At 52.1% G+C, this 23,828-nt stretch carries 17 protein-coding genes; 6 read left to right on the top strand and 11 right to left on the bottom strand.

Annotated elements, in window-relative coordinates:
• Nucleotides 1-32 precede the first annotated feature (32 nt).
• Genes gloB through rseP form a run of 4 tightly spaced genes read right to left on the bottom strand, consistent with a single transcriptional unit; the run spans nucleotide 33 to nucleotide 3,211 of the window.
• On the bottom strand, nucleotides 33-791 hold the full coding sequence (gene gloB, locus RHP47_RS05850) for a hydroxyacylglutathione hydrolase (protein ID WP_310841392.1): 759 nt from the start codon (nucleotides 789-791) through the stop codon (nucleotides 33-35).
• Nucleotides 788-1,417: a Uma2 family endonuclease gene (locus RHP47_RS05845; protein WP_310841289.1), complete on the bottom strand. Its 630-nt coding sequence runs from the start codon at nucleotides 1,415-1,417 to the stop codon at nucleotides 788-790. The genes gloB and RHP47_RS05845 overlap by 4 nt, the downstream gene beginning before the upstream one ends.
• Before the next feature lie 10 nt (nucleotides 1,418-1,427).
• Nucleotides 1,428-2,096, bottom strand: a complete 669-nt coding sequence (gene nth, locus RHP47_RS05840) for an endonuclease III (RefSeq protein ID WP_149819035.1) — start codon at nucleotides 2,094-2,096, stop codon at nucleotides 1,428-1,430.
• An 8-nt stretch (nucleotides 2,097-2,104) separates the two neighbouring features.
• On the bottom strand, nucleotides 2,105-3,211 hold the full coding sequence (gene rseP, locus RHP47_RS05835) for an RIP metalloprotease RseP (protein WP_286627016.1): 1,107 nt from the start codon (nucleotides 3,209-3,211) through the stop codon (nucleotides 2,105-2,107).
• A 235-nt stretch (nucleotides 3,212-3,446) separates the two neighbouring features.
• Here rseP and accD point away from each other — a divergent pair, with 235 nt between their 5' ends.
• The 3 genes from accD to RHP47_RS05820 all read left to right on the top strand — a co-directional run bounded on the left by accD (nucleotide 3,447) and on the right by RHP47_RS05820 (nucleotide 10,723).
• Nucleotides 3,447-4,370 (top strand): acetyl-CoA carboxylase, carboxyltransferase subunit beta, encoded by a 924-nt coding sequence (accD, locus tag RHP47_RS05830; RefSeq protein WP_149819033.1) that lies wholly within the window; start codon nucleotides 3,447-3,449, stop codon nucleotides 4,368-4,370.
• Between the two features lie 119 nt (nucleotides 4,371-4,489).
• A complete protein-coding gene (locus RHP47_RS05825; protein WP_310841288.1) occupies nucleotides 4,490-6,349 on the top strand; it encodes a serine/threonine phosphatase in 1,860 nt (619 codons plus the stop codon).
• A gap of 111 nt (nucleotides 6,350-6,460) precedes the next feature.
• A complete protein-coding gene (locus RHP47_RS05820; protein WP_310841286.1) occupies nucleotides 6,461-10,723 on the top strand; it encodes a CHAT domain-containing protein in 4,263 nt (1,420 codons plus the stop codon).
• Nucleotides 10,724-10,730: 7 nt separating this feature from the next.
• Here the strand turns inward: RHP47_RS05820 and hemC are convergent, their stop codons facing one another.
• Nucleotides 10,731-11,693: a hydroxymethylbilane synthase gene (gene hemC / locus RHP47_RS05815; protein ID WP_149819026.1), complete on the bottom strand. Its 963-nt coding sequence runs from the start codon at nucleotides 11,691-11,693 to the stop codon at nucleotides 10,731-10,733.
• A gap of 73 nt (nucleotides 11,694-11,766) precedes the next feature.
• Nucleotides 11,767-13,101 carry a TIGR03279 family radical SAM protein gene (locus tag RHP47_RS05810; RefSeq protein ID WP_286627012.1) on the bottom strand — a complete coding sequence of 445 codons (1,335 nt, stop codon included), beginning with the start codon at nucleotides 13,099-13,101 and terminating at the stop codon, nucleotides 11,767-11,769.
• Nucleotides 13,102-13,264: 163 nt separating this feature from the next.
• Here RHP47_RS05810 and psb35 point away from each other — a divergent pair, with 163 nt between their 5' ends.
• Complete coding sequence (gene psb35, locus RHP47_RS05805) at nucleotides 13,265-13,492, top strand: photosystem II assembly protein Psb35 (protein WP_286627162.1); 228 nt, start codon at nucleotides 13,265-13,267, stop codon at nucleotides 13,490-13,492.
• Nucleotides 13,489-15,105: a cyclic peptide export ABC transporter gene (locus RHP47_RS05800; protein WP_310841283.1), complete on the top strand. Its 1,617-nt coding sequence runs from the start codon at nucleotides 13,489-13,491 to the stop codon at nucleotides 15,103-15,105. Before psb35 ends, RHP47_RS05800 begins: the two co-directional genes overlap by 4 nt.
• Here RHP47_RS05800 and ntcA read toward each other — a convergent pair.
• The 4 genes from ntcA to RHP47_RS05780 form a co-directional block, all read right to left on the bottom strand.
• Nucleotides 15,102-15,767 (bottom strand): global nitrogen regulator NtcA, encoded by a 666-nt coding sequence (gene ntcA, locus RHP47_RS05795; protein ID WP_190278317.1) that lies wholly within the window; start codon nucleotides 15,765-15,767, stop codon nucleotides 15,102-15,104. The two genes, RHP47_RS05800 and ntcA, sit on opposite strands and share 4 nt — an antisense overlap.
• A 174-nt stretch (nucleotides 15,768-15,941) precedes the next feature.
• On the bottom strand, nucleotides 15,942-16,586 hold the full coding sequence (locus tag RHP47_RS05790; protein ID WP_286627010.1) for a DUF2834 domain-containing protein: 645 nt from the start codon (nucleotides 16,584-16,586) through the stop codon (nucleotides 15,942-15,944).
• 6 nt (nucleotides 16,587-16,592) lie between these two features.
• A complete protein-coding gene (locus tag RHP47_RS05785) occupies nucleotides 16,593-17,252 on the bottom strand; it encodes a hypothetical protein (RefSeq protein ID WP_286627008.1) in 660 nt (219 codons plus the stop codon).
• A 391-nt stretch (nucleotides 17,253-17,643) separates the two neighbouring features.
• Nucleotides 17,644-20,370 (bottom strand): MGH1-like glycoside hydrolase domain-containing protein, encoded by a 2,727-nt coding sequence (locus RHP47_RS05780; protein ID WP_310841281.1) that lies wholly within the window; start codon nucleotides 20,368-20,370, stop codon nucleotides 17,644-17,646.
• A gap of 671 nt (nucleotides 20,371-21,041) precedes the next feature.
• Here RHP47_RS05780 and RHP47_RS05775 point away from each other — a divergent pair.
• Nucleotides 21,042-21,884, top strand: coding sequence for a fatty acid desaturase (locus RHP47_RS05775; protein WP_286627005.1), 843 nt, complete (start codon nucleotides 21,042-21,044; stop codon nucleotides 21,882-21,884).
• Here RHP47_RS05775 and RHP47_RS05770 read toward each other — a convergent pair.
• On the bottom strand, nucleotides 21,881-23,653 hold the full coding sequence (locus RHP47_RS05770; RefSeq protein WP_190278253.1) for a hypothetical protein: 1,773 nt from the start codon (nucleotides 23,651-23,653) through the stop codon (nucleotides 21,881-21,883). The genes RHP47_RS05775 and RHP47_RS05770 overlap by 4 nt on opposite strands.
• Between the last annotated feature and the right edge of the window lie 175 nt (nucleotides 23,654-23,828).

The raw sequence follows: 23,828 nt of genomic DNA, 5'->3' as shown, positions 1-23,828 counted from the left end.
TAGATTACCGTTCTGATGTGCTCAATAGGCACCTAGTATTGATCCCGTTTACCCCGCAACCGTGTAAAGGTCTGGAGGGGGGTGGTTGCCCCCACTGCTGCTTGAATGGTGCTGACTTCACAGCGTAAAAAAGGATTCGTTGCCTTTTCAACGCCAATCGTACTGGGAATCGTGCTTTTTCCTTGGGCGCGATCGCGACAGACTTGAGCATAGCGCTCTTGCAGGGCAGGATTATTGGCATCCACTGTCAGGGCAAAGCTGAGGTTCTTTTGGGTATATTCGTGGGCGCACCAGACCCGCGTTTGCTCCGGCAATTGCCGCAGTCGATTCAAAGACTCCAACATCTGTGCCGGTGTCCCCTCAAAAAGACGACCACAGCCACCGCCAAAGAGGGTATCACCGCAAAACAGATCGCCCGTTGCTGGCCCATAGTAGGCAATGTGACCGCGGGTATGGCCGGGAACAAACAACACCTCAAAAGCATGTTCGCCAAAGGGCACGCGATCGCCGGCACTAAGAAAAACCGTTTGCTCTGGAATGCGGCCTTGATCTTCGCGGCTGCCATAGACTTCGATATTGGGGAAGCGCGATCGCAGGGCACGATTGGCACCCACATGATCCCAGTGGTGGTGGGTATTGAAGATTGCCGTCAGTGTTGCTCCCAATTCCGCTAATTTGGCAAGAACAGGTTCTGGCTCTGCCGGATCTACCACTGCCGCTGTCCCCGTTTGCGGATCATGGAGCAAAAAAATGTAGTTATCTGTAAGGGCATTGAGGCGATAAATCATCATGGCCGTTGTTCCTGTACCCAGCGTCGCCAATTTTTCTCTGCCTCTACCTCATCCATTTTGGCCTCTGCCAAGAAGCGATAAAGGCATTCCTTGGGCACCCATGGAAATAAAGGGGAGCGATCGCACCCTTGATAGCATCCGTCCCACAACTGGAAAATTTGCCATTCCCGACCATTGTACCGCCATAGCTCCGGTACCCCCAAGGCCGCATACAGCTGGTTTTTATCGATATCGGTATGGGTCATGTCCACCTCAATCACTAAATCAGGCGGTGGATCAATGCTCAGATCAATGCTGCGGCCAGCCACCTGTGGTTGATGGTAGATGTAATAGGCATTATCTGGTTCTGCTCCTCGCTTCAGATCCGGTCGCCACAGGGTTGTTGAGCGCAGCGATCGCAGCCGCAGTCCTGTTTCCACCACCAGAATGCGCAAAAATAGACCGATCAGCTCACTGGCAAACTCATGCTCTTCGAGGGGCATCGTAATTTCAAGGGTTCCACAATCAAATATCAAGTGGGCAGCACGGGTTTGCGGCAGAGCATTGAGAATCTCTTGGTACTGCTGCCAAGTGAGGCCGTGGAGCGTGACACGCTGTTCGCCCGTAGTTGTGGTTAGGGTTTTCATGGCAAATCCCCTATGACTTTGGTATCAGCTTCCTACCTGTGGCACACAAGTCAATGAGTTCACAGCCTTCGCACTGGGGTTGGCGCGCTTGGCAAACGGCGCGGCCATGGTAAATCAAGCGAATTGACCAGTTTTCCCAATCGGGCTGGGGGATCAGGCGCATTAAGTCCCGCTCAATTTTCACGGGATCCGTTTCTTGGGTCAGCCCCAACCGCCGACTCAGCCGCTTGACATGGGTATCCACCGTCACTCCCCCCAAAATGCCGTAGCCATGGGCAAGAACCACATTGGCTGTTTTGCGAGCTACCCCCGGCAGTGAAAGCAAATCTTCCATCACCTTGGGCACCTGACCCCCATAGACTTCGACAATGCGGCGGCAGGCGCCTTGAATATGGCGGGCTTTATTGCGATAAAAACCAGTGGACTTGATGTACTGTTCTAGCTCAGCCAAATCAGCCATGGCAAAGTCCTCGGCATCACGATAGCGAGCAAACAGTGCCGGGGTGACTTGATTCACCCGCTCATCCGTGCATTGGGCAGAGAGAATCGTGGCTACCAGCAGTTGCAGCGGATTGGCAAAGTTGAGGCTACAGGTGGCATCCGGATAGAGGCGCTTGAGGCGGGTGAGAATTTCCAAGGCCCGTTGTTGCTTGGCCGCAAGACGACGGGTAATCGCCATAGAAGCCCTTAAAAGAGTTGCTGCACCCAGCCCAAGCCCGTGAGGTTCACGGTGTCCCGCACGATGAGGAACATCCCCAGTCCAAGGAGCAACACCAGCCCCGTTTGCATGACGCCCTCTTGAATGCGATTGGGTAAGGGGCGACCCCGCAGCGCTTCCACCAGTAAAAAGAGCAGTTGACCGCCGTCAAGGGCTGGAAAGGGCAGAATATTGATAATTGCAAGGTTAATACTGATCAAGGCGGTAAAGGTAAAGAGCTGTTCAGCATTGGAGCGGGCAATATCCGCGCCCATCGCTACGATCGCCACCGGTCCTGAGACCTGTTGAGCCGCTTGATCAAAATGCTGGAAAAGTTCGCGAAACCCCTCTAGGGTCAGCACAACCACCCGCTGAAACTCCGCCGCGGCCGCCGTGACTAATTTAATCGGGTTTAAGGTGTGTTCGCGGTAAATGTCGGCATGGGGGGCTAATTGAACGCCAATCCGGGCTTGACCATCCTCACTCACCTCTGGCGTGACGGTAATCTCTTGGATGTGCCCTTGACGTTGAATCGTCAGTGTCAGGGGTTGCTGCGGATGCTGCTGAATGGCTCGCATCAGGTTTGGTAAGCTATTGGCATCGGCACCCAAGGGTTGGCCATCCACGGCTAAAACCAAGTCCCCCGGCTGAATGCCCGCTCTGGTGGCCACAAGGCTACTTTCCGGGACAAGGGCAGGAATGAGGACACCCTCATAGTAGGTGGCCTGACTAATGCCCATGACGCCCACTTGCACCAGCAGTAGCAAATAGGCAAAGACCAAGTTGGCAATCACCCCCGCGCTGATGACAATGGCGCGATCCAAAATCGGCCGGTTGCTCAGGAGATTGGGATCGTTGGCGGGAACGCTGCTATTGGGGTCATCGTCTGGGAATCCCACATAGCCCCCTAGGGGAATCAGGCGCAGGGCGTACTCCGTATCCTTGCCTTGAAACTTCCAGAGGATCGGGCCAAACCCAATAGAAAAGCGGTTGACATGAATGCCTTGGCTGCGGGCAGCGATAAAGTGCCCCCACTCATGGACAAAAATCAAGATTCCCAAGATGGCGATCGCCACCACGACTGCAACCATGGACATAGATTCAACCCAGTGCTACGCTGCGAATTGTTAACTCCCTTTTATTGTGACACCGAACTTCCCCTTGGATCGGTGATCTCGCCACAGCCCCTTGCATAATTTTTCAAACTTGTGCGATATATTGCAAAAATGCAACAAAGTGGCATGATAAGTAATTATTCTTAGTGGACGCTCCTGAGAGAGACCCATACAAACGTGCTATTTGAGACCTCAACGTTAAAGGGAATTTTCTACAATGTCTTTATTTGATTGGTTTGCAAATCGCCGTAAAGAAACCGCCTTGACCCCCATGCAGCCAGAGCGGGAGATCGCTGATGGTCTTTGGACAAAGTGCGAAGCCTGTGGCATCATGATCTACAGCAAAGATCTGCATAGCCATCAACTGGTGTGCCCAGAGTGCGGCCATCACCATCGCGTCAGCAGTAGTGAGCGTATCCAACAACTGATTGACCCCCACACATGGCGCCCCCTCGATGAAAATTTGGTCAGTTGTGACCCCTTGCAATTTAAGGATCGCAAGCCCTATAGCGATCGCCTGCGGGAGTATCAAGAGAAAACCGGTCTCAAGGATGCCGTACAAACCGGCCTCGGCCAACTGGAGGGGCTGCCGGTTGCCTTAGGGGTGATGGACTTTGCCTTCATGGGCGGTAGCATGGGCAGCGTGGTCGGCGAGAAAATCACCCGCCTGATTGAACGGGCCACTTGGGAGCAGATTCCCCTTGTGATTGTCTGTGCCTCTGGCGGTGCCCGCATGCAAGAAGGGATGCTCAGCTTGGTGCAAATGGCGAAAACGGCTGCTGCCCTCGAACGGCATCGCAGTGCAGGTCTGCTTTATATCCCCGTCTTGACCCATCCCACTGCTGGGGGCGTGACGGCTAGCTTTGCCATGTTAGGGGATATTATTATTGCCGAGCCAAAAGCAACGATCGCCTTTGCGGGGCGGCGGGTTATTGAGCAAACGCTGCGGGAAAAACTCCCCGATGACTTCCAAACCGCCGAATTTGTCCAGAAATGCGGCTTTGTGGATGTGATTGTGCCGCGGACTCACCTGAAGTCAACTTTGGCACAGTTAATTCGTTTACATCAACCGGTGACGCGTCATGTTTCCTCGACCCTGCTGCCCAAATCATTTCCTGTGATGGCAATGGCTGAGGAATAACAGCAGCAACCCCCAGATCAAGGGTTGTCCTAGGGCGATCGCTATACAATAGGGGATACCGCTCCCACACCGCAAGGGGTGGTCGTCACTGTGCTGTCTTTGCTGGCTCACCTGCTCTAATGCCTACCGCTCAAACTGATCAAAACCTCAAACTTTGGTGGGGCGTTCTCTATCCTGCCTATACCGATCACCCCATTTTGGCTGTCTCCAACCGTAACTCTGAGGGAACTGTGTTTGAGCAGGACACCAATCCTCCCAATGCCGCCGCTTTTTTTGACCCCCAGCACCGCTACCAACGCTGGGATCACCGTTACGCCTGTGATTTGCCCCAACTGGTACAGGATCTACAGCCTGAGGAACCGACGCTCTTAGAAGCCCTCCGCGAAACGGCTCAGGATTGGGCACAGGGGTTAAACATTCTCGACCCCAGTGTGGTCATTCCCCATTTGCAAGCTCAATACCCTGACCTCAGTGCGGTGGCGATCGCCTACCTTGCCTTGCACCTTGTCTATCCCGAAACCATTCCAGCCATTCACGATGCGTGGCTAGATACCGTTTCCACCAGCAACTTACCGGCCAACTACTGCCACGGCATTATTCTCGACTACAATCACACAGCGCGCCCTCTGCAAGATGTCTGGCAAGACGACAACATTTCCGATGGGCAAATTTTTCAGTACCTAGAGGACATGATTGAGCTGTGGAAGACTCTAGAACCGTGGCACTGCCATTATTCCTTGCTCACAGTTAGGAATTTAGTCGTCAACCCTGACGATCAATTGCAACTGCGTCAACTGGACTTTACCCTGCCCTTAGTGAAAACCTTTGAGCGACCCACGCCACCCCCCAGCCTCGTTACTGTTTGGGAAGAGTTATTTCGCCATGCCTCTAGTCGTCGTCAAGCCGTTTTTATGCCGCTCTTGGTCTCCTTGAGCACGGCTCCTCTGGAGAAAATCTCAGAAATTCAGATGTTGCTCGACTCTCTCGCCTCCACCCTGCGCAATGAACCTCTGCCAGACTTTGAGGAGGAGACAGGTGAAAGTACGGGTGACTTGATTAATGAACTGCCAGACATCACCCTCTCATCAGAATCACCAGAAGAGGATCATACCGCTATTGAGGATGCACCCACTGCCCTCTTACCGCGGCAACTGGTTCAAGTGGATGTTGCTGCCCAGACAGACACCGGGCGCGATCGCCACCACAACGAGGATTTTTACCTGATTGATCATCGGCAGCAAGTGCGTCTCACCCCCCAAGGGCAGCAGTTGGATGTTCAGGGACTTTACGTGCTCTGTGACGGCATGGGGGGGCATGCAGAAGGTGAAATTGCCAGTTCCCTTGCCACTAAAACTATTCACGAATACTTTGAACAGACATGGCCGTGGCAGGGAGAACTCCCTAGCGCTGAAGAGGTTCGCAAGGCCATTTACCGTGCCAATGAAGTCATTTTTGCCACTAATGATCAAAAAGGGAAAACCGGCAGTGGCCGCATGGGGACAACGCTGGTCATGGCTCTAGTGCATAACTACCACCTACGCCTTGGCCATGTCGGTGATAGTCGCATTTACCGCTTTACCAAACGTCAAGGACTGCAACAACTCACCATTGATCACGAAGTCGGTCAACGTCTTATCCAACAGGGGGTCGAGCCGGAAATTGCCTATGGCCGCCCCGATGCCTACCAACTCACCCAAGCCCTCGGCCCTCGCAACAATGAGGCCATCTACCCAGAAGTCATCGACCTAGACATCGAAGAAGATACCCTGGTTTTACTTTGCTCCGATGGTCTGTCCGATAATCGCTGCCTTGAAACCCATATCATTAGCCACTTAGTCCCGATGCTCGACTTTAGTATCCCCCTCAGTCAGTCGCTCCATAAATTGATTGATATGGGGAATCAAGTCAATGGCCACGATAACTTGACGGCGATCGCCCTCCGCTTCAAATTGCGCTCTGTTCTTAATGCCCTATTTTAGACAGTACCCGCATCAGACACTTTGCCAAGTGGCACATTGCCTTGATTGCACTTAAAATAGTCCCTGAGGATAAAACTATCCTCATTAGCAAGTTTTTTTACATAACGTCATATGAATTCTCAATGCTTAACAAAAGTGTTGCCCTACAGCTGGGTGATCCTGACTAGCTTGACCTCTTTTCTTGGTACACCCGCCCTTGCTGAAATTACCCCCGCTCCCAATGCCACTGGCACCACCGTAGAAACCGTCAACCATCAGTTCAACATTGGTGGCGGACAACGTTCTGCCGATGGCCAAAACCTTTTTCACCTGTTTCGTGATTTCAATGTCCAGCAGGGGCAAATCGCCAACTTTCTTTCTACCCCGCAAATTCGCAACATTCTTGCTGGCGTCAATGGTGGCAGTGCTAGTTATATCAACGGCGTGCTGCAAGTTACAGGCGGAAACAGTCATCTCTACCTCCTGAATCCTGCAGGTATTGTTTTTGGTCCGAATGCGCAGTTGAATCTACCAGCGGCATTCCATGCCTCGACAGCCCAGCGCGTTCACTTTGGCAATGGCCTCTTTGATCTCAATGGTTCAAACACCTACAGCCAACTCAATGGCTCCCCGATTGGCTTTGAATTTGCTAATAGAGGCATCCTAATTAATGAAGGCAATCTTAGGGTGAATGCTGGTCAATCCCTGACCCTGATGGCGCATCAGGTGATCAATACAGGTACCCTTGGCGCAACGGGGGGCACGGTCAATGTTGTGGCGGTACCTGAATCAGGTCTGGTGCGCATTTCCCAAGAGGGCATGCTCCTCAGTCTAGAGATTCCCAAAGAGCGATTGCCCGCCGCAGGCATTATTCAGCCAATTGATCTCCCGACGTTACTCACAGGGGGTAATGGCTATCCTGCCGTCAATAGCGTGATTCAAAATCCAGATGGCACGATTCATTTGGTTCACGACAGTACCAAGATTCCCCTAACCACAAATACAGCAGTCATTGGCGGCACGATTGATGTGAGTCATACCACCGGCGCCGGGGGTAAAATCACCATTGCTGGCCAAGGCAGTAATATTGCTCTGATTAATGCTCAACTGAATGCTGCGGGTAATACAGGGGGCGGCACAATTCTCATTGGTGGTGACTACCTAGGGGGAACAACTGGAACCGGCCGTCTAGAGAGCAGCTTCAATGCACAAAACCTTTTTGTTAATGCCGGTACTCTTTTGAATGCTGATGCCACCCATCAGGGTAACGGGGGCACAATTATCAATTGGGCAGAGCACAACACGCGTTTTTATGGCCAGATCAGTAGCCGTGGCGGTGCCCTTGGGGGAGATGGCGGCTTTGTCGAAGTTTCCAGCAAACAGTTTCTGGATTTTCAAGGCAGAGTCGATACCACTGCCCTAAATGGCAACACAGGAACATTATTACTTGATCCAACAGACATATATATCAGTAATAGTATGTATGATTCGAACATTACTTCCTCTTCGCCCTTTAAAGCATTATCAAACTTTCCTTCAGTTTCTGTGTTAACTATAGGAACGCTGTTATCAGCACTCAAGTCCACAAACGTTGTGATAACAACAGACAGTACTGCAAATTCTACTGGGAATATCTATGTAGAAACCTCAATTTCCAGCAGCTCGACAAACTCACTCACGCTACAGGCTGATAATGATATCATCATCGGCTACCCCATCTCGCTTCAGGGGAGCTTGGTATTACAAGCACAGGGAGTGATTCAAAATCAATCATCCTTCAATAATCCAATTAATATCAGTGCAGCAAACATTAGTGCCAATGCTCCCATACAAACTAATGGCGCCAATATCACCCTCCAAGCTAGTGGCAATATCTTCCTTCCTTCTAGTGGCAATGTTCTCAGTACATCAGGTGGAAGTATTAATCTACAGAGTAGTGGGGGTACGATTTCCCTTGGAGGTTTAGTTAATGCATCTGCAGGCAGTATCCAATTCAGTGGTAACACAACTCTACTAAACTCAACGAGCTTTTCAGGGAAAAATATTACATTCAATGGCAATATCAATGGCAATCATTCTTTGAATATTGACTCAACAGGTCAAACCGCCGTTTCAGGAACAGTCAACACTGCAAGTCTAAGCATCAATGCTCTTGGTAATATTCAGTTGAACAATGTCACCACTAGTTCAGATATTAGTCTAGACTCTGTACTTAAGATTACTGCTGGTAATTTGCAAGTAACTCAAAGTAGTGGTACTATCGGCGTAGTTGCTTTTAATGACATCACTCTCGGCAACCTAATCAGTGCAGGCGGAGCGATCGCAGTCTTTTCAGGAAGCGGGGGTATTTCAACTGGCAATATCAACAGCAACGGTGGTTTTGTTTATCTTGATTCCATAACTGACATAACAACTGGTAATATCACGACTCGCGGGGGTGATTTGGCTGCTGTTGCCTACAGGGGTGCTTTAACAACAGGTAATATCAATACAGCTGGCAGTGGTGGCAATGTTACACTGTTTGCGCCTACGATTACGACGGGTGATATCTTCACCAACGGTGGTAACTTCTTAGCTTGGACTGGTGATTTCCCTATTCCAACCTCTAGAGGTACGATTGATCCAATTCCGGATGATGATTTAACACTGCCTGATCTATTCACTAATCTCCAGACAATACCCAGCGGCAACTTAACGCTGGGCCATTTGATGACCGGTGGTGGGGATGTCAACCTAAGGGGAGGCAATCTAGTTTTCAACTGGATTAATGCTGGGGCGGGCAGTGTTGATATTTATGCGCAAAATTCACTGCGTGGCTTGGGTACGTTTGTTTTCAATGGTGTACCTACCACGGTATGGGGTGACTCAGTGAATATTTTTATCAACAATGCCACTCCATTTTTAGTGGGCAATTCCGAAACGAATGGAACTGCAGGGGCAATTCAAGCCGAGGGATCGATTATTCCTGTACCCAAAACGCTTTTAGGTCTTGTGGAGGTCGGAAATATCCGTTTTGAAAATACAGCTCAAAATGTTGTCGATAGCAGCTTGATTTCTCCTGAAGAAGCCAATCCACTATTAGAACCCCCTACACCAGTCATCCCAGAACCCCTTAAAGTACCCAGCGTTCCCCCTGAAATTCTCTTAACTAGAGATATCGAGACTGCCCTAGCTAGCAATAACATTGAAGGTGCACTGGCGTTACTCGATCTACGGGGCTGTCTAGAAGTTAGCAGTTATCTAGAACGTACCTGTGATAGGCAGGATTTCTCCCTTGAGGATTTGCAGGCAGCCCTCAATGAAATTGCCAAGCAAACAGGTAAAAAGCCAGCTGTCATTTACACCCTAGCCCGGCCTGACCAATTTGATCTCATCTTGGTTACCCTAGAGGGGAGGCCGCTTTATACACCGCTGCAGGGAGTGGGGCGTCAACAGTTATTAAAAACAGTGGATACTTTTATTAACAGGGTGCGTGATCCACGCCTGATCAATACCCGTACTTACCTACCGGCGGCACAACAGCTTTACCAATGGTTGATTGACCCTTTGCGTGCTAAATTGAATGCCCAGGGCATTGACACACTGGTCTTTGTTCTAGACAGTGGTATGCGTAGCATTCCCTTGGCAGCGCTCCATGATGGTCAAAACTTTCTTGTAGAGCAATTTAGCACGGCACTGGTTCCCAGTATAAGGCTCATGGATATTCGCTACCGCAGTATTCAACAGGAACCCATCTTGGCAATGGGGGCATCGGAATTCCCGGATCAGTCCCCCTTGCCGATGGCGCCCCTAGAGGTGGCGCAGATTGTTAAAAACCTAGGAGGAGGTCAAGCCTTTCTCAATGAGGCCTTTACAATTGCCAATTTTAGACAACAGCGCCGTCAAGGACTCTACCCTGTAATCCATTTGGCCACTCACGCTGAGTTTCAACCAGGAGCTGCAGAAAATTCCTACATTGCTTTTAGGGATGGGCGATTGAATCTTTTGCAGTTCCAAGGCTTACAGCTTAACCGTCCCCAAGCAGAATTTTTGACCCTCAGTGCCTGCCGCACGGCGGTTGGAGATTTGGATGCAGAACTGGGGTTTGCGGGTCTGGCGGTACAGGCGGGGGCGAAGTCGGTGCTGGCCAGTTTGTGGTATGTCAGCGATGAGGGGACGTTGGCGCTGATGACTACTTTCTACGATTTGTTAAATACGGTACCCATTAAGGCCGAGGCGCTACGGCAAGCGCAGCTAGCGATGCTGCGCGGCAATATTCGCATCCAGGACAATGAACTGCAAACAATTCGTGGCCGCATCCCGTTACCCCCAGAAGTTACCCAAGGGGCTGGTCGTCGTTCCCTCGATCATCCCTACTACTGGGCTGCTTTTACAATGGTAGGGGTTCCATGGTAGGGATAAACTAACGCTCGAGACGGGCAGTAGCAAAAATTTCTTCCAAAATCTCTGAGGCTCCCTGTTCCCGCAGCTTCAAAGCAAGGCGCGTCCCCAGTTCTTCGGCTGTGGCGGCATCTCCTGTAAGACTGTCCTTGACAAGGCGTTGGCCATCGAGACTGGCGACCAATCCTGTGAGGGTGAGTTGACCATTCTCAATCACCGTATGCACCCCAATGGGCACTTGACAGCCCCCTTCCAATTGCCGTAGGAAGGCTCGCTCTGCTAGGCAACGGGCTGCTGTTTCTGGATGTTCAAGGGTCTTGACCAAGGCTAAAATGTCAGCATCGTCGGCGCGGCATTCAATGCCCAAGGCGCCCTGACCCACGGCATAAAGGGAGACTGTTGCGGGTAAGACTTGGCTAATGCGATCGCCAAAGCCCAAACGCCGCAGGCCAGCCACCGCCAAAATCAAGGCATCGTATTCCCCAGCATCTAATTTGGCCAAGCGAGTATTTAGATTGCCCCGCACATCCTTAAACGTGAGATGGGGGTAGTGGTGGCGCAACTGTGCCAAGCGACGCAGTGACGAAGTACCAATGACCGTGCCTTCAGGTAGGGTATCAATGGTGTGTCCTGTCCATTTTGCACCTAAAATAAGGGCATCTGCTGGGTCTTCCCGCTCAGTAATCGCGCCTAAAACTAAACCATCGGGCAACTTGGTGGGTAAGTCCTTGAGGGAGTGAACGGCCAAATCGGTCTCACCCCGCAGCATTGAGAGTTCTAGCTCTTTGGTAAAGAGGCCTTTATCGCCAATTTTGGCAAGGGCGACATCAAGGATATTGTCTCCTTGGGTGGTCATGGTCACCACCTCAAAGGCGCGATCGCGATAGTGGGCTTGCAGTTGCGCCTGTACCCATTCCGTTTGCACGAGAGCCAGTTGACTTTTGCGGGAACCAATGCGAACCGGACGGGATGAGGTGGCAATCATAGCGTTGAGTGTGCAGCGGACAGCATCCAGCCATTATAGGTTGCGGGGATCCCAAGGGGCAAGATCAGGCATTTTAGGGGTGAGTACAAGCAGCAATAATCCCTGCCGCGCCACCAGAGACCACTTGAATGGGGACCCCTAGTGCTTCCTCCACAGTGGCTAAAGGCACATCATCGAGAAAAACGGGTTCATCGTGCTTGAGCATCAGACTGGGCAGAAGCAGGCGATCGCCCAAGGGTTTGCCCTTCAGGTGATAGATCAAATCATGGCCGGTTAATAGCCCTGTCACGGACATCTGCTGTCCCCAATAGTCGCTAGCAAGGGCATAGAGATCAAGGCGCAGGTTCTCAATTTGGTTAAGGCGAGCCACCAAGGGTGCAAAGGCCTGTTCCACGGTATTACCCACCACCCAACTCAGATGACGCGGCTGCGGTAAGCGTTGGGGAAGCTGTTGGGCGTGAAGCTCAAACTCTTCTAAAAACAGGCGAATCGTTCCCACGCCATTACTGAGTTGCGGATAGTCCTGATAGTGGGCGGCGGGGGGTAAGGGCGATCCGGCAATCAAGAACCATTCATCTGCTAGCCAAGCAAAGGGGGTTTGCCACTGCTGTTCAAACCGCCGTTGGAGCGCCTGTACCCATTGAATCACCGCTTGGGCATGATCAGGGGTGACGGGAATCAGTTCATCCTCAGCAGGGCGAAAGCGGGTCAGTCCCACGGGCACCACCGCCACCGAGAGCACGGTTGGCTCTTCAGGATCATAGAACTGGGCTAAATCCCGCAGTGTTTGCTCGAGGCACTCGCCGTCATTAATCCCCGGACAGACAACCACTTGGGCATGGAGTTGCAGCCGTTGCTCTTGAAACCAGCGAATCTGTTGCAGAATTTCCCCCGCCCGTGGATTTTTCAGTAGGCGTTGGCGAACACTGGCTACTGTGGCATGGACAGAGACATAGAGGGGGGAAAGGCGCAAGCGGGCAATGCGTTGCCATTCTGAGGGAAGCAGGTTCGTCAGGGTAATGTAGCTGCCGTAGAGGAAGCTGAGGCGGTAGTCGTCATCCTTGGCGTAGAGGCTTTCCCGTTTGCCGGGGGGCTGCTGATCAATAAAACAAAAAGGGCAGCGATTGTTGCACTGCATCAACCCATCAAAGAGGGCAGTGGTAAACTCCAGTCCTAAATCTTCATCAATGTCTTTTTCAATTTCGAGAACGTAGGTTTGGCCGTCTTTGCCCAGTATTTCGAGGGTGAGGTATTCCTCGGCACAGAGAAACCGATAATCAATCAAATCGCGGGGGCGATCGCCATTAATGGCCACCAACGCATCACCGGGTTCAAATCCCAACTCAGCGGCAATAGAGCCGGGTTCCACAGCAGCTACAACAGCCGGGCGAAGGGCGCGATCGCTCATGGTTGATTGTTGACAAAGAGGGGGGACAGTCAGCAAAACTTCTTTATCTTGTACTGTACCTTAGGCAGCACAGCCGCTTCCAACTCTCAGGATTCTCAAAGCAACCATAGGGTTGATATAGTGGTGTTCTACATATTTCTAAAAAATGTTAACGAGGACGATAATGGGGTCATCGGGGATTAGCTTTACCGTTGGTGCAGGTAACTTTGTCCCCTTTTATGGGGTGTTGTTGCTGGGTCTTGTGGCGGCCGTGAGTATTGGCCTCATTGCATGGTACAACTCGAAGCGTCCCCCCGGTTGGGAAAATGCCGATCGCCCCAGTTTTATTCCCAAGTTGAATCTCGAAGAGTCTGAGTCCAATCCCACCCCTGATGAGACAACAGATTCGTGAAGCTCTTTCGGATTCTTTTACGGGCGGCTTGGCCGACGATTGTTGCGGCAGCGATCGCTGGCCTTCTCAACGGTGGCAGTACGGCTGCGCTCATTGCCCTGATCAATGCTGCCCTCCAAAAAACCCCTGCCCTCCAGCGCCTCTTACCTTGGGGATTTATTCTCCTCGGCACGCTCCTACTGCTGACCCACTTTAGCGCCCAAGTGCTCCTGGTGCGGGCTGCCCAACAGGCGGTTTATGAAATGCGCCTCCTCCTCAGCCGCCAGATTCTCGCTTCACCCCTACGCCAGTTAGAAGCCATTGGCAATCCGCAACTCCTTGCGACGCTGACAGAGGACGTGGATGCCGTCTCCCGTTCCTTTTCTGTCCTGCCCAATCTTTTTAATGCCATTGCCATTGTTATTGGCTGCCTGATTTACATGGGTTGGTTGTCGCCGCCCCTCTTTTTTGCCCTTGTGGGCTTGATTGTCATTGGTACTGGCAGCTACTTGTTTCTAGCGGGCAGAGCACGCAAATTCCTAGAGCGGGCACGGCAGCAACAGGATCACCTCTTTCAACACTTTCGGACACTCACTGAGGGCAACAAAGAACTCAAGCTCAATCGGCAACGGCAGTTGGCCTTCTTTTATCGGGAATTGGAACCCACTGCTCAGAAAACACGGCAGCAAAACGAGCTAGGGTACATGGTCTTTGCCATTGCTGCCAGTTGGGGGCAGTTGCTGCTCTTTGTTACCATTGGCTTCTTTCTCTTTACGCTGCCCCATTTGCTGGGAGCCACACCCACAGTTCTCTCAGGGTATGTTCTGACGATCATTTACCTCATGCTGCCGATGCAACAGGTGATTGATGCCATTCCGGTATTTAGTCGTGCCAGCGTTGCCCTCAAGAAGGTGGAATCCCTACAACTGAGCCTTGGAGATCCGCGCCAAAACCTCAACGATACAGGCGAACTCCCTCCCCTTGGCTGGAAAACCCTCTCTCTGCGGCAGATCCGTCATCAGTACCGCAGTGGCCATGGGGATGAACCTGCGACCTTTACCCTAGGCCCTTTGAGTTTGACCGTGGAGGCTGGGGAACTTCTTTTTATTGTCGGTGGCAACGGCAGCGGCAAGTCAACGCTAGCGAAAATTATTACAGGACTCTACATTCCCGATCAGGGGGAAATTTGGGTGGATGATCACTGTTTGCAGCCTGAGGACTACGAATGGTATCGCCAACACTTTGCCACCGTTTTTAGTGACTTTTATCTTTTTGAGTCACTGCTGGGAATTGAATCCCCCGAACGCCTAGCAGCCGTCCCAGCATATCTTGAAAAATTGCGCCTCAGCCACAAAGTTCGCCTAGAAGGCAACCGCTTTTCCACGACATCTCTTTCCCAAGGGGAGCGCAAGCGTTTGGGGTTGTTGATGGCCTACCTTGATGATCGCCCCGCCTACCTCTTTGATGAATGGGCAGCGGATCAAGATCCCCTCTTTCGGGATATTTTCTACCGCCAACTCCTCCCTGAGCTAAAGGCTCAGGGCAAAACGGTATTTGTGATTAGCCATGACGATCGCTACTTTGACGTGGCCGATCGCCTGATCAAACTCGACTATGGCCAACTCGTGACCTAGGTAAACTGCTGGCTCAGCATCAGCGGATTATGCACCGTGATTTTCTTTTTATGAATTGAGATCATTTTTTGATCCCGAAGTTCCCCCAATAGGCGAGTCACAGTGACCCGTGTCGAACCAATGGCCTCGGCGATCGCCTGATGGGAAAGCTTCAAATCCACAGTGACTCCCGCACTCGTGGGAATCCCAAAATCACGGCAAAGAATCAGCAAAAAGCTCACCAAGCGGGATCCCATATCGCGGTGGGCAAGGGTCTCGATCATCATCTCCGTTTGCAGGATCCGCGATGACAGCCCCTGAATCATAAACATCGGCAAATCGGGATCCTCGTGCATCGCCTTTTCCACCTGTTCGATGGGAACGGCCAATAGCTCCACATTCGTAAACGCCACCGCATGGTAAAAGCGATCGGAGCGGGTGCCGGTAATCAGGGACAGCACCCCAAATACGGTATTTTCCCGCAGCAGTGCCACCGTAATTTCCTCGCCTGCTTCATACACCCGTGAGAGCTTCACTGCCCCCTTGAGGAGAAAATAGACCTTTTCCGCTGGATCCCCCGGAAAGAAAATGGTTTTGCCGCGTTCGTAAGTTTCAGTGGTGGATGGAAACAGGCCACTGGCCATGTGGCGAAAGACGGGTGCTAAGGGTTGATCTTTGTTCATGAGTCGTGTGTCAATCCAAGGTGGTTTAACGGGTGGTGTGGCGATCGCATAGGGTGCTGTCGGCATTGATATCCCCCCAACAATGCAACTCTTTCAACGCCAGCGAATCTTGCTCTGGGTGAAGAGTTCAGCATTGACAGATTAGTAAAACCAATTCAGGGGCATTTTTTTGTATCATGCCACACTTTTTTTCGAGAGAATTAAGGGTGGGCGCAAAAGCAAGTACCCTAATGCTCCCAAGAGGGGGACAAGGCTCCACCAGCGCCACGGTGACTTTTCCAGCCCTCGCCGTTGCCAGTCATCCACTAGTAGCACCGGCAAGAGCAACGACAGGAGGCAAAAGTCTAGGCCCATCACATGAATAAAGCGGCTGGTTTGCCACTGCTGCCAAAAGTCTGGCCAATCGCCGCCGACCAAGCCATAGCCAAGAAAGCCCATAGCCAATAAATCAATGACAACGGCAGTGAGCCGTGATTCCCAAAGGCGTACCCCCCGATTGAGTTCTCCGCTGAAGATCGGTGCTGGCTGGCGCAGGATGAAGTAAGGTAACAGGGCAAACGCACCCACGGCAAAACTAAAAGCCGCAAATGGCCACGCGGGAAATCGCTGTTCTTGACCATCCACCACCAGTAATGCGGTGTAAATCAGTGGCCAGACGCCCATCAAATTAAAAAGACTGACAATGAGGGGGTTAATGCCTTGCCAGTCTCCCGTTGCTAGCCGTTGAATGAGTGTCAGTGTTTGCGGTTGATCGGGGGGTGCAAAACCAAAGCTATAGACAATCAATCCCAGCCACAGAACCGCAAAGAAAATCCGCATACCACCCTAAGCTAAAACCGTTTCGGGTACCCCCGCTTTTTGCAGTTGCTTCGTAAATTGCGGCAGCACTCGCTGGCACTGGCGGATAAAGGCCTCTAGCCAACCTTGCAAGTGCTCTAGCTGCTCCTCACTGAGAAACACATCGCGGGTGGACTGGTAGGATTGACAAACCACACGACCATCATTGGTCACTGTAAAGTCAGCGAACCAACTGCTGTAGGGACGAGTCCCCCGCCAATAGTTGGCCACAATCATCTTGCCAAGGTATTTCTGGGCGATGTCGCCAATTTTGTTAAAGTGTTCTAGCACTTCCGCCAAGGTGAGGGCTTTTGCTGCGGCGCCTTTTGTTTCTTCAAGCTGCGGCAGGGTAATGTCTGTCAGTTCTTCGCGAGGCTGTCCCCCCAGACCCATGAGGGCAAAGAGTTTTTGTTCCAGATTGGCGAGGTAGCTATTGTAGGTTTGGCCGTTGCGGCTGAGGGTTTGGTGCATCCGCACAATGAGATCAATTTCTGCCAACTTAGTTGCCGCCAAGGATTCTAGGCGTGCCAATTGATCGGCAAAAGCTTGACTGTCACTTTCGGCACCACTTACGGTCAACCCAAGGGATTCAGCACGCTTTGCAAGGAGACGGCGAATGTAATAGCGGGTCATGGGTGTGAGTGACATAATCCTAAACCTCAAAGACAGCCAATGTGGAACATAGGCGGAATGTAAACTTTTGTAAATTAGCTTAACATCTCTCTGGCTGTATTGCAAAATGTAAACGTTACACTTACTGCAGCAGATTCCAGCAGCAGTAGAAACTAACTTTAGGCAAAAGTGAGTTCATTCCTCCTGTTTATCTGAGTTCATTCCTCCTGTTTATCAGTGTAAAAAATGGGGGGTGCTGTTTGGCCAGTAATTTCACGGAAATTTACTTGTACGTTGGCAAATTCAATAGAACTAAAATCAGCTAGGATTACTGAGTTTTAGACTTTTGTGGGGGTGTCCAAGTCTTGACCTAAAAAAGGGGGCGATCGCCCCCCCTATCACAATACGCTTCAGCCTTAATCAGGTGCTAGCTGGCGCTGACCAACTCCGCTAAGCGTTTCGAGACCACAGCCAAGTGTCCTTTCTCCAGTACCTCATCGGCGTCGAGAACATTGAGTCCCATGATGATCCGTGCAATCAGACCCGTCCAGCCGGTTTGGTGACTCGCACCTAGTCCTGCGCCATTATCCCCATGGAAGTATTCATAAAACAGAATTAGATCACGCCAGTGGGGATCACTTTGGAATTTTGCGGTGGCACCATAGAGTGGTCGCCGCCCCGATTCATCCTTGAGGAAGATACTGGCCAAGCGGCGGGCAATTTCTGCCGAGACCTCCCAGAGGTTGAGCCAGCGCCCTGAACCGGTGGGGCATTCCACCGTAAACTCGTTGCCGTAATAGCCATACATTTTGCGGAGAGCTTGCACCAAGAGCGCGTTCACGGGCATCCAAATGGGACCACGCCAGTTGGAGTTACCGCCAAAGAGGCCGGTGGTGGATTCACCGGGTTCATAGCTGACGCGATAGGCCTCGCGGCCGAGTTGGAAAATATAGGGGTGATCGTAGTGGTGACGAGAGAGGGCACGGATGCCATAGTCACTGAGGAATTCACTCTCATCCAACATGCGGGTGAGAATCCGCCGTAGTTTGGCCTCGTTGACGGGGGAGAGCAACCGCCGTTTTTTTACACCCGGGCGATCGATGGGGTTAATGTTGGCTAAAAGCTCAGGGTGGCGGGCATTAAAGGCAGCAATGCGTTCCCTAAAGGTGGGTAGGGAGTCCAGCAACTCTTCCGAGAAAATGGCAGTGGCACACAGGGGCAGCAATCCCACCATCGAGCGTACCTTCAGGCGCTGGGCACGACCATCGGGCAGCCGCAGCAGGTCATAGTAAAAGCCATCCTTTTCATCCCAGAGTTCATCTTTCTGGACGCCAATGCGATCCATCGCCCCGGCAATGTAAATGAAGTGCTCATAGAATTTGCAGGCAATATCCTCATAAACGGGATTGTGCTGTGCTAGCTCCAGCGCCATAGAGAGCATATCGAGGGCAAACATTGCCACCCAAGCCGTACCATCCGCCTGCTCAAGAACACCACCGGTGGGTAGGGGCGCACTGCGGTCAAAGACGCCAATGTTGTCTAAACCAAGGAAGCCACCTTCCATGACGTTGTTGCCGAGGGAGTCCTTGCGGTTGACCCACCACGTAAAGTTGAGCATGAGCTTGTGGAAGACACTCTCAAGGAAGGCCAAGTCACCTTCGCCTTTTTTCATGGCTTTGTCCAAGAGATAGATTTGCCACGTGGCAATTCCATGCACAGGCGGATTCACATCACTAAAGTTCCATTCGTAGGCGGGAATTTGACCGTTGGGGTGCAGATACAGTTCATTCACCATCAGCTTAAGCTGCTCTTTGGCGAAGTCGATATCCATCAGAGCTAAGGGCGAGCAGTGGAAGGCTAAGTCCCAAGCGGCAAACCAAGGATATTCCCACTTGTCGGGCATGGAGATAATGTCGGCGCTTTCAAGGTGGAACCACGATTTGTTGCGGGTAACGATGCGCTCTTCCACATCGGGGGGCAGCGCTTTATCTTCCAACCACTGCTTAACAGGGTAGTAGTAGTACTGCTTTGTCCACATCATGCTGGCAAAGGCTTGACGAACCACATTGCGCTGATCAGCAGTGCAGTCACTGGGGATGAGGTGATCAAAGAAGAGATCCGCTTCGGTGCGGGCTTGGTTGAGGCAATCGCTAAAGGCATTGCCAAAGCTGAGGGGGCTACTTTGGGCAGATGCTAGGCGTAGTTGAATGATCTCAACCCCTTGGGCGGGAACTGTGACTTGATAGTGGGCAGCCACCTTGGTGCCGACTTTGCCGGGGTTGACGGCATTTTGCTCGCCATTGATCAGGTAGCGGTGAAAGGCATCCTTAACGTAGGGCGAGGCATTGGGCTGGCCAAAGAGCCGCTCAAAGTTGGTTTCGTTCTCAGTGAAGAGGAAGGGCACTGCGCGATCGCTCACAAATTCATACTCTCCTAGCTCCTCATGGCGTGCGCGCACTAATGTTGCATCCATTTGCTTCAGTTCTGGTTTGGCGAGAACCTTGTCCGGTGTCCAACTCCACGTATTGCGGTACCAGAGGGTGGGCAGAACGTGCAAATGGGCAGCTTCGTTGCCGCGATTGTGAATGCTGATTTGAATCAAAGTGTCATTGGGAGCCGCTTTGGCATATTCAATGAAGACATCGAAGTAGCGATCGCCCTCAAAGACCCCTGTATCCAAGAGTTCATACTCCATTTCAAAGCGGCTGCGGTGGCGGTTGGTCATCACCAGATCAATGTAGGGATAGGCAGCTTGGGGATACTTGTAGAGGTATTTCATGTAGGAATGGGTGGGCGTACTGTCGAGGTAAAAGTAATACTCTTTAACGTCCTCCCCATGATTGCCTTCATTGTTGGTTAAGCCAAAAAGCCGTTCCTTGAGAATCGGATCGTTGCCATTCCAAAGAGCCAAGGCAAAACAAAGCCGTTGCTGCGCATCACAAATGCCACCGAGGCCATCTTCACCCCAACGGTAGGCACGCGATCGCGCTTGATCATGGGAAAAATACTCCCAAGCATTGCCGTCGGCGGAATAGTCTTCCCGTACAGTGCCCCACTGCCGCTCGCTCAAGTAAGGTCCCCAAAATTTCCAAGGGTTGGCTTGGCCATGAACTTGATTGAGTCGTTCCAGTTCAGGATTGACAGAAAAAACCATCTTTAACCTCGCTTGTTATCTCAAAAGTTCTATAAATGCCTACAAACTCAAACGGAAACTCTTATAAAAAGAGCTTGGCGATTTGAGGATAAGCAAAGTATCCTAACTCCTCAAGAAAGAAAACATTAAGGTTTGGAAACCTTCTAGGGCAGATATAGCCCTTTCCTGAACTAGGGGGACATCTGGGAATCCAATCCGCTACAGTAGGAGTTGTCGCAGTGTTGAGCGTCTTCGTGAAAGAGGCAATACCCGACCCAGATTTTGCTTGACCTGATGCGCGGCAAGCCCCGGCACTCATGCCGGCGGCGAAGGATAGTGCGGATGGCGGAGGCATCCTAATCATGGTATTGCCACTGAAACCCAAGGTGGCCTACGGCAGGGCATGCCGGCAAGATACAAGCAGCGGTTAGAACCCGCCGAAACGATTGCGCAGTCATCCCTGCGTGGTGTTGTAGGAATCTGCGGCTTTCAGGCCGGGGGGAGGACAAGTCTTCTCCAATCTCCGCTATAATGAATGTAAAGGCTGGTTGTTTGCTCGTTAAACGTAGGTTGTTTAGGAAGCCATTTCTCTAGGCATCTAGGTAAAAAGCAGTCGTAACCATCTTTGCTCTAGGGGAACAGCCGACAGGGCTCAACTCCACTTTGAGTTTGTCAATTTGTTCGAGAGTTTTATGACATCTGTTTCTTCGTTGCCTGCGCACCCCCTGCGTCCCAATTGGGGGGTGATTTTTTTTATGGGCATTGTGCATTTGGGAGCGTTGCTGGCATTGGTACCGGGGCTGTTTTCCTGGCCGGCTGTGCTGTTGTGTGTTGTTCTCTATTGGGTGTCTGGAGGCCTTGGCATCACCCTAGGCTGGCATCGCCTGATCACCCATCGCAGTTTGCAGTGCCCGAAATGGCTGGAATACTTTTTTGGCTTTTGCGGCAGCTTGGCCTGTGAGGGTGGAATTATTGAATGGGTTGGCCTCCACCGCAACCATCACCTCCACTCCGATCAAGAACTGGATCAGCACAATTCCCAAAAGGGGTTTTGGTGGTCGCACATGGGCTGGATGCTCCAAGAAGTGCCCGCCAAGGCAGAGGTGGAACGCCTCACCAAGGACATTAACACTGACCCCGTCTATCGCTTTTTGAATCAGTACTTTGTGCCCATTCAAGTGGGTTTAGGGGTCTTGCTGTATCTGTGGGGGGGACTGCCCTTTGTGGTCTGGGGCATCTTTGTCCGCCTTGTGCTGGTGTATCACCTCACGTGGTTTGTCAATAGTGCCACCCATAAATTTGGCTACCGCACCTTTGAATCGGGCGATCGCTCCACGAATTGCTGGTGGGTTGCCCTGCTCACCTTTGGCGAAGGCTGGCACAACAATCACCACACCTACCCCCATTCGGCACGTCACGGTCTGCAATGGTGGGAATTTGATATTACGTGGCTCACGATTCGGGCACTGCAAGCGATTGGTCTGGCCCAAAAGGTGCGGCTCGTGGAAGCCCCACAAATCAATAAAAGCCCTTAAAAGGGGTACTGGGGTTCCGCCTCTTGCCAAATGTGGATCAATTCCCTCGCCTCTGGGTAGAGGGGATGCGTGGGGGGGATGAGTTCGGCGGTGGCGATCGCCTGCTGGTTGTCCCGCCCCACCCAATAGCGCGCCTGCTCCAAGATATTATTGCCCCACTGCACAATCAACTGGTTGGCGGTGGCATAGACACTGGAGTTGGGGGAGATTTCTTGGGCAATGGCAATGGCAGCAGCAAAGTCGCGATCGCGCCCCCCTCGAGCACGGCGCTGGGCTTCCTTCAGGCGAGTCATATCTGGGTCAGGCTGCCAGCTCACCGCTTCCGTTGCAACGGGGGGGAAGAGTTCTTTGAGGCGATTTTGAGCCGTTTCGTAGAGGGCGCGCTGGGGACGAATTTGCTCAAGGAGTTGGCGGGCTTGCAGCAGGGCTTCAGGGGTGCCTTGGCGGGCAAGGGCATTGGCTTGATCGATCAGGGGTTGATCCTCAGTAATCTGGATTTGACGTTGCCACAGCCGTCGCTGATCGCGGATTTGGTTTTGGCGATAGGGACTCGCGTCCGCCAAAGGAATGTTGAGCCTGTTGAGGGCAAGGTAGAGGCGATCCAGCGTGCCGCCACGGGCAATGGCCTGCGCTTCTGCAAGGGTTCGCAGTACCTGCAAATCTGTTTGCCAGCGCCGAATGGCCTGCTGGGCTTCAAAGTAGAGGGGGCGTTCTGCCGTAATCGTTCGTGCTTGGGCGATCGCCCGATCAATATCCTGACCCATCCCCGCTTGGGCAAATTCTTCTGCGGTTGCCAACGTCACCACATCCTCAGCGCTGCGGGCACTCCTGACATCACGGGGAATTAAAACAGCAATGCGCCTTGCCTCTTGGGGGTCATAGCGATTCAGAGCCGCCACTGCTGATGCAAGTAACTGTTCACCCAACTCATTGAGCAATCGCCGCGCACCGGGATAAATATCACTGGTGGTGGGAATTCGCCGCACAATTTCAATGGCAGCGGCCAAGTTATCAGCTCCCCCCTGTGCCATGAGGGCACGGGCTTCATCCAACTGCCGATCTTCCCGTTGGGCACGGATAATCCGCTCATTAAAGGCGCCAAACTGCTCTTGTGCCCAATAACGACAGGCAACAAATTGCAACTGGAGCGAGATTTGAAAAGCTTCTCGCCATTCGAGGTTTTTTAAGGCGGCTTCGGCGCGTCGGTAGATGGCCTCTCCCTCTTGCCAAATTTCCTGCCAGCGCTGAATGCGTTCTTCCACCTTGGCATAGGCTTGGACATCACGGGAAATGCGCCGCGCAAAGGCAATCGCCCGATTTAATTGCCCCTCATGAAAGGCTACCTCTGCCAAGGCCAAAACCTGATCTGACCACGCTTCTAGGCGGCGATTCATCTCAGGGGCAAGGGGATGATCGCGGGGCAAGTCATCAATGAGATCAATGGCATGGAGCAAATCTTCAAGGGTGTGTCGCTCCGCCGCTTGTTGGGCGCAGTAGAGGCGAAAGGAGGCCGATGCCAAAGGCCAAAGGACAAAATCACAATTGCCGGGAGTCGTCGGTTGCCGCAGCAGCAGCCACAGGGATAGCCCGGAAATCCCGACGGAGGTGAGGAGGGAGAGGCTGGCCACCACTTGCCAGTGTTGCAACCAAGGTAGGCAGGCACGCCACTGCTTTTGAACCAAGGGAATTAGATGGTTAAGTTGGCGCGATCGCCCACCAAAGCGTTTTAAGATCGCGATCACTGCGGTTGATTTAGTTTGATCCTGCACCGTCTCCCACTCCCCAACACTCCCTATTGGCCTCCCTAACTGTGAGCACAATGCCCAGTGACAGCCCTTTTCTTAGGCGTTAAGGAACTGAAATGTTGCCCGACACTCACTTGCGCAGTGTTGCGTGGGTTCCATCCTTGGGAAAAGGGCTGTACCTAGGGAATGGCCGAGCCTC

The sequence above is a fragment of the Thermosynechococcus sp. QKsg1 genome, from assembly GCF_031586415.1.
In the GTDB taxonomy this organism is placed as follows: domain Bacteria; phylum Cyanobacteriota; class Cyanobacteriia; order Thermosynechococcales; family Thermosynechococcaceae; genus Thermosynechococcus.
Note: the sequence above shows the minus strand (reverse complement) of the source record. Positions and strands in the feature narration are given on the sequence as shown.

What these genes read in the sequence shown, in the direction of transcription:
- gloB (WP_310841392.1), bottom strand. Translation starts at nt 791, where the DNA reads ATGATGATTTATCGCCTCAATGCCCTTACAGATAACTACATTTTTTTG.
- RHP47_RS05845 (WP_310841289.1), bottom strand. Translation starts at nt 1,417, where the DNA reads ATGAAAACCCTAACCACAACTACGGGCGAACAGCGTGTCACGCTCCAC.
- nth (WP_149819035.1), bottom strand. Translation starts at nt 2,096, where the DNA reads ATGGCGATTACCCGTCGTCTTGCGGCCAAGCAACAACGGGCCTTGGAA.
- rseP (WP_286627016.1), bottom strand. Translation starts at nt 3,211, where the DNA reads ATGTCCATGGTTGCAGTCGTGGTGGCGATCGCCATCTTGGGAATCTTG.
- accD (WP_149819033.1), top strand. Translation starts at nt 3,447, where the DNA reads ATGTCTTTATTTGATTGGTTTGCAAATCGCCGTAAAGAAACCGCCTTG.
- RHP47_RS05825 (WP_310841288.1), top strand. Translation starts at nt 4,490, where the DNA reads ATGCCTACCGCTCAAACTGATCAAAACCTCAAACTTTGGTGGGGCGTT.
- RHP47_RS05820 (WP_310841286.1), top strand. Translation starts at nt 6,461, where the DNA reads ATGAATTCTCAATGCTTAACAAAAGTGTTGCCCTACAGCTGGGTGATC.
- hemC (WP_149819026.1), bottom strand. Translation starts at nt 11,693, where the DNA reads ATGATTGCCACCTCATCCCGTCCGGTTCGCATTGGTTCCCGCAAAAGT.
- RHP47_RS05810 (WP_286627012.1), bottom strand. Translation starts at nt 13,101, where the DNA reads ATGAGCGATCGCGCCCTTCGCCCGGCTGTTGTAGCTGCTGTGGAACCC.
- psb35 (WP_286627162.1), top strand. Translation starts at nt 13,265, where the DNA reads ATGGGGTCATCGGGGATTAGCTTTACCGTTGGTGCAGGTAACTTTGTC.
- ntcA (WP_190278317.1), bottom strand. Translation starts at nt 15,767, where the DNA reads ATGAACAAAGATCAACCCTTAGCACCCGTCTTTCGCCACATGGCCAGT.
- RHP47_RS05790 (WP_286627010.1), bottom strand. Translation starts at nt 16,586, where the DNA reads ATGCGGATTTTCTTTGCGGTTCTGTGGCTGGGATTGATTGTCTATAGC.
- RHP47_RS05785 (WP_286627008.1), bottom strand. Translation starts at nt 17,252, where the DNA reads ATGTCACTCACACCCATGACCCGCTATTACATTCGCCGTCTCCTTGCA.
- RHP47_RS05780 (WP_310841281.1), bottom strand. Translation starts at nt 20,370, where the DNA reads ATGGTTTTTTCTGTCAATCCTGAACTGGAACGACTCAATCAAGTTCAT.
- RHP47_RS05775 (WP_286627005.1), top strand. Translation starts at nt 21,042, where the DNA reads ATGACATCTGTTTCTTCGTTGCCTGCGCACCCCCTGCGTCCCAATTGG.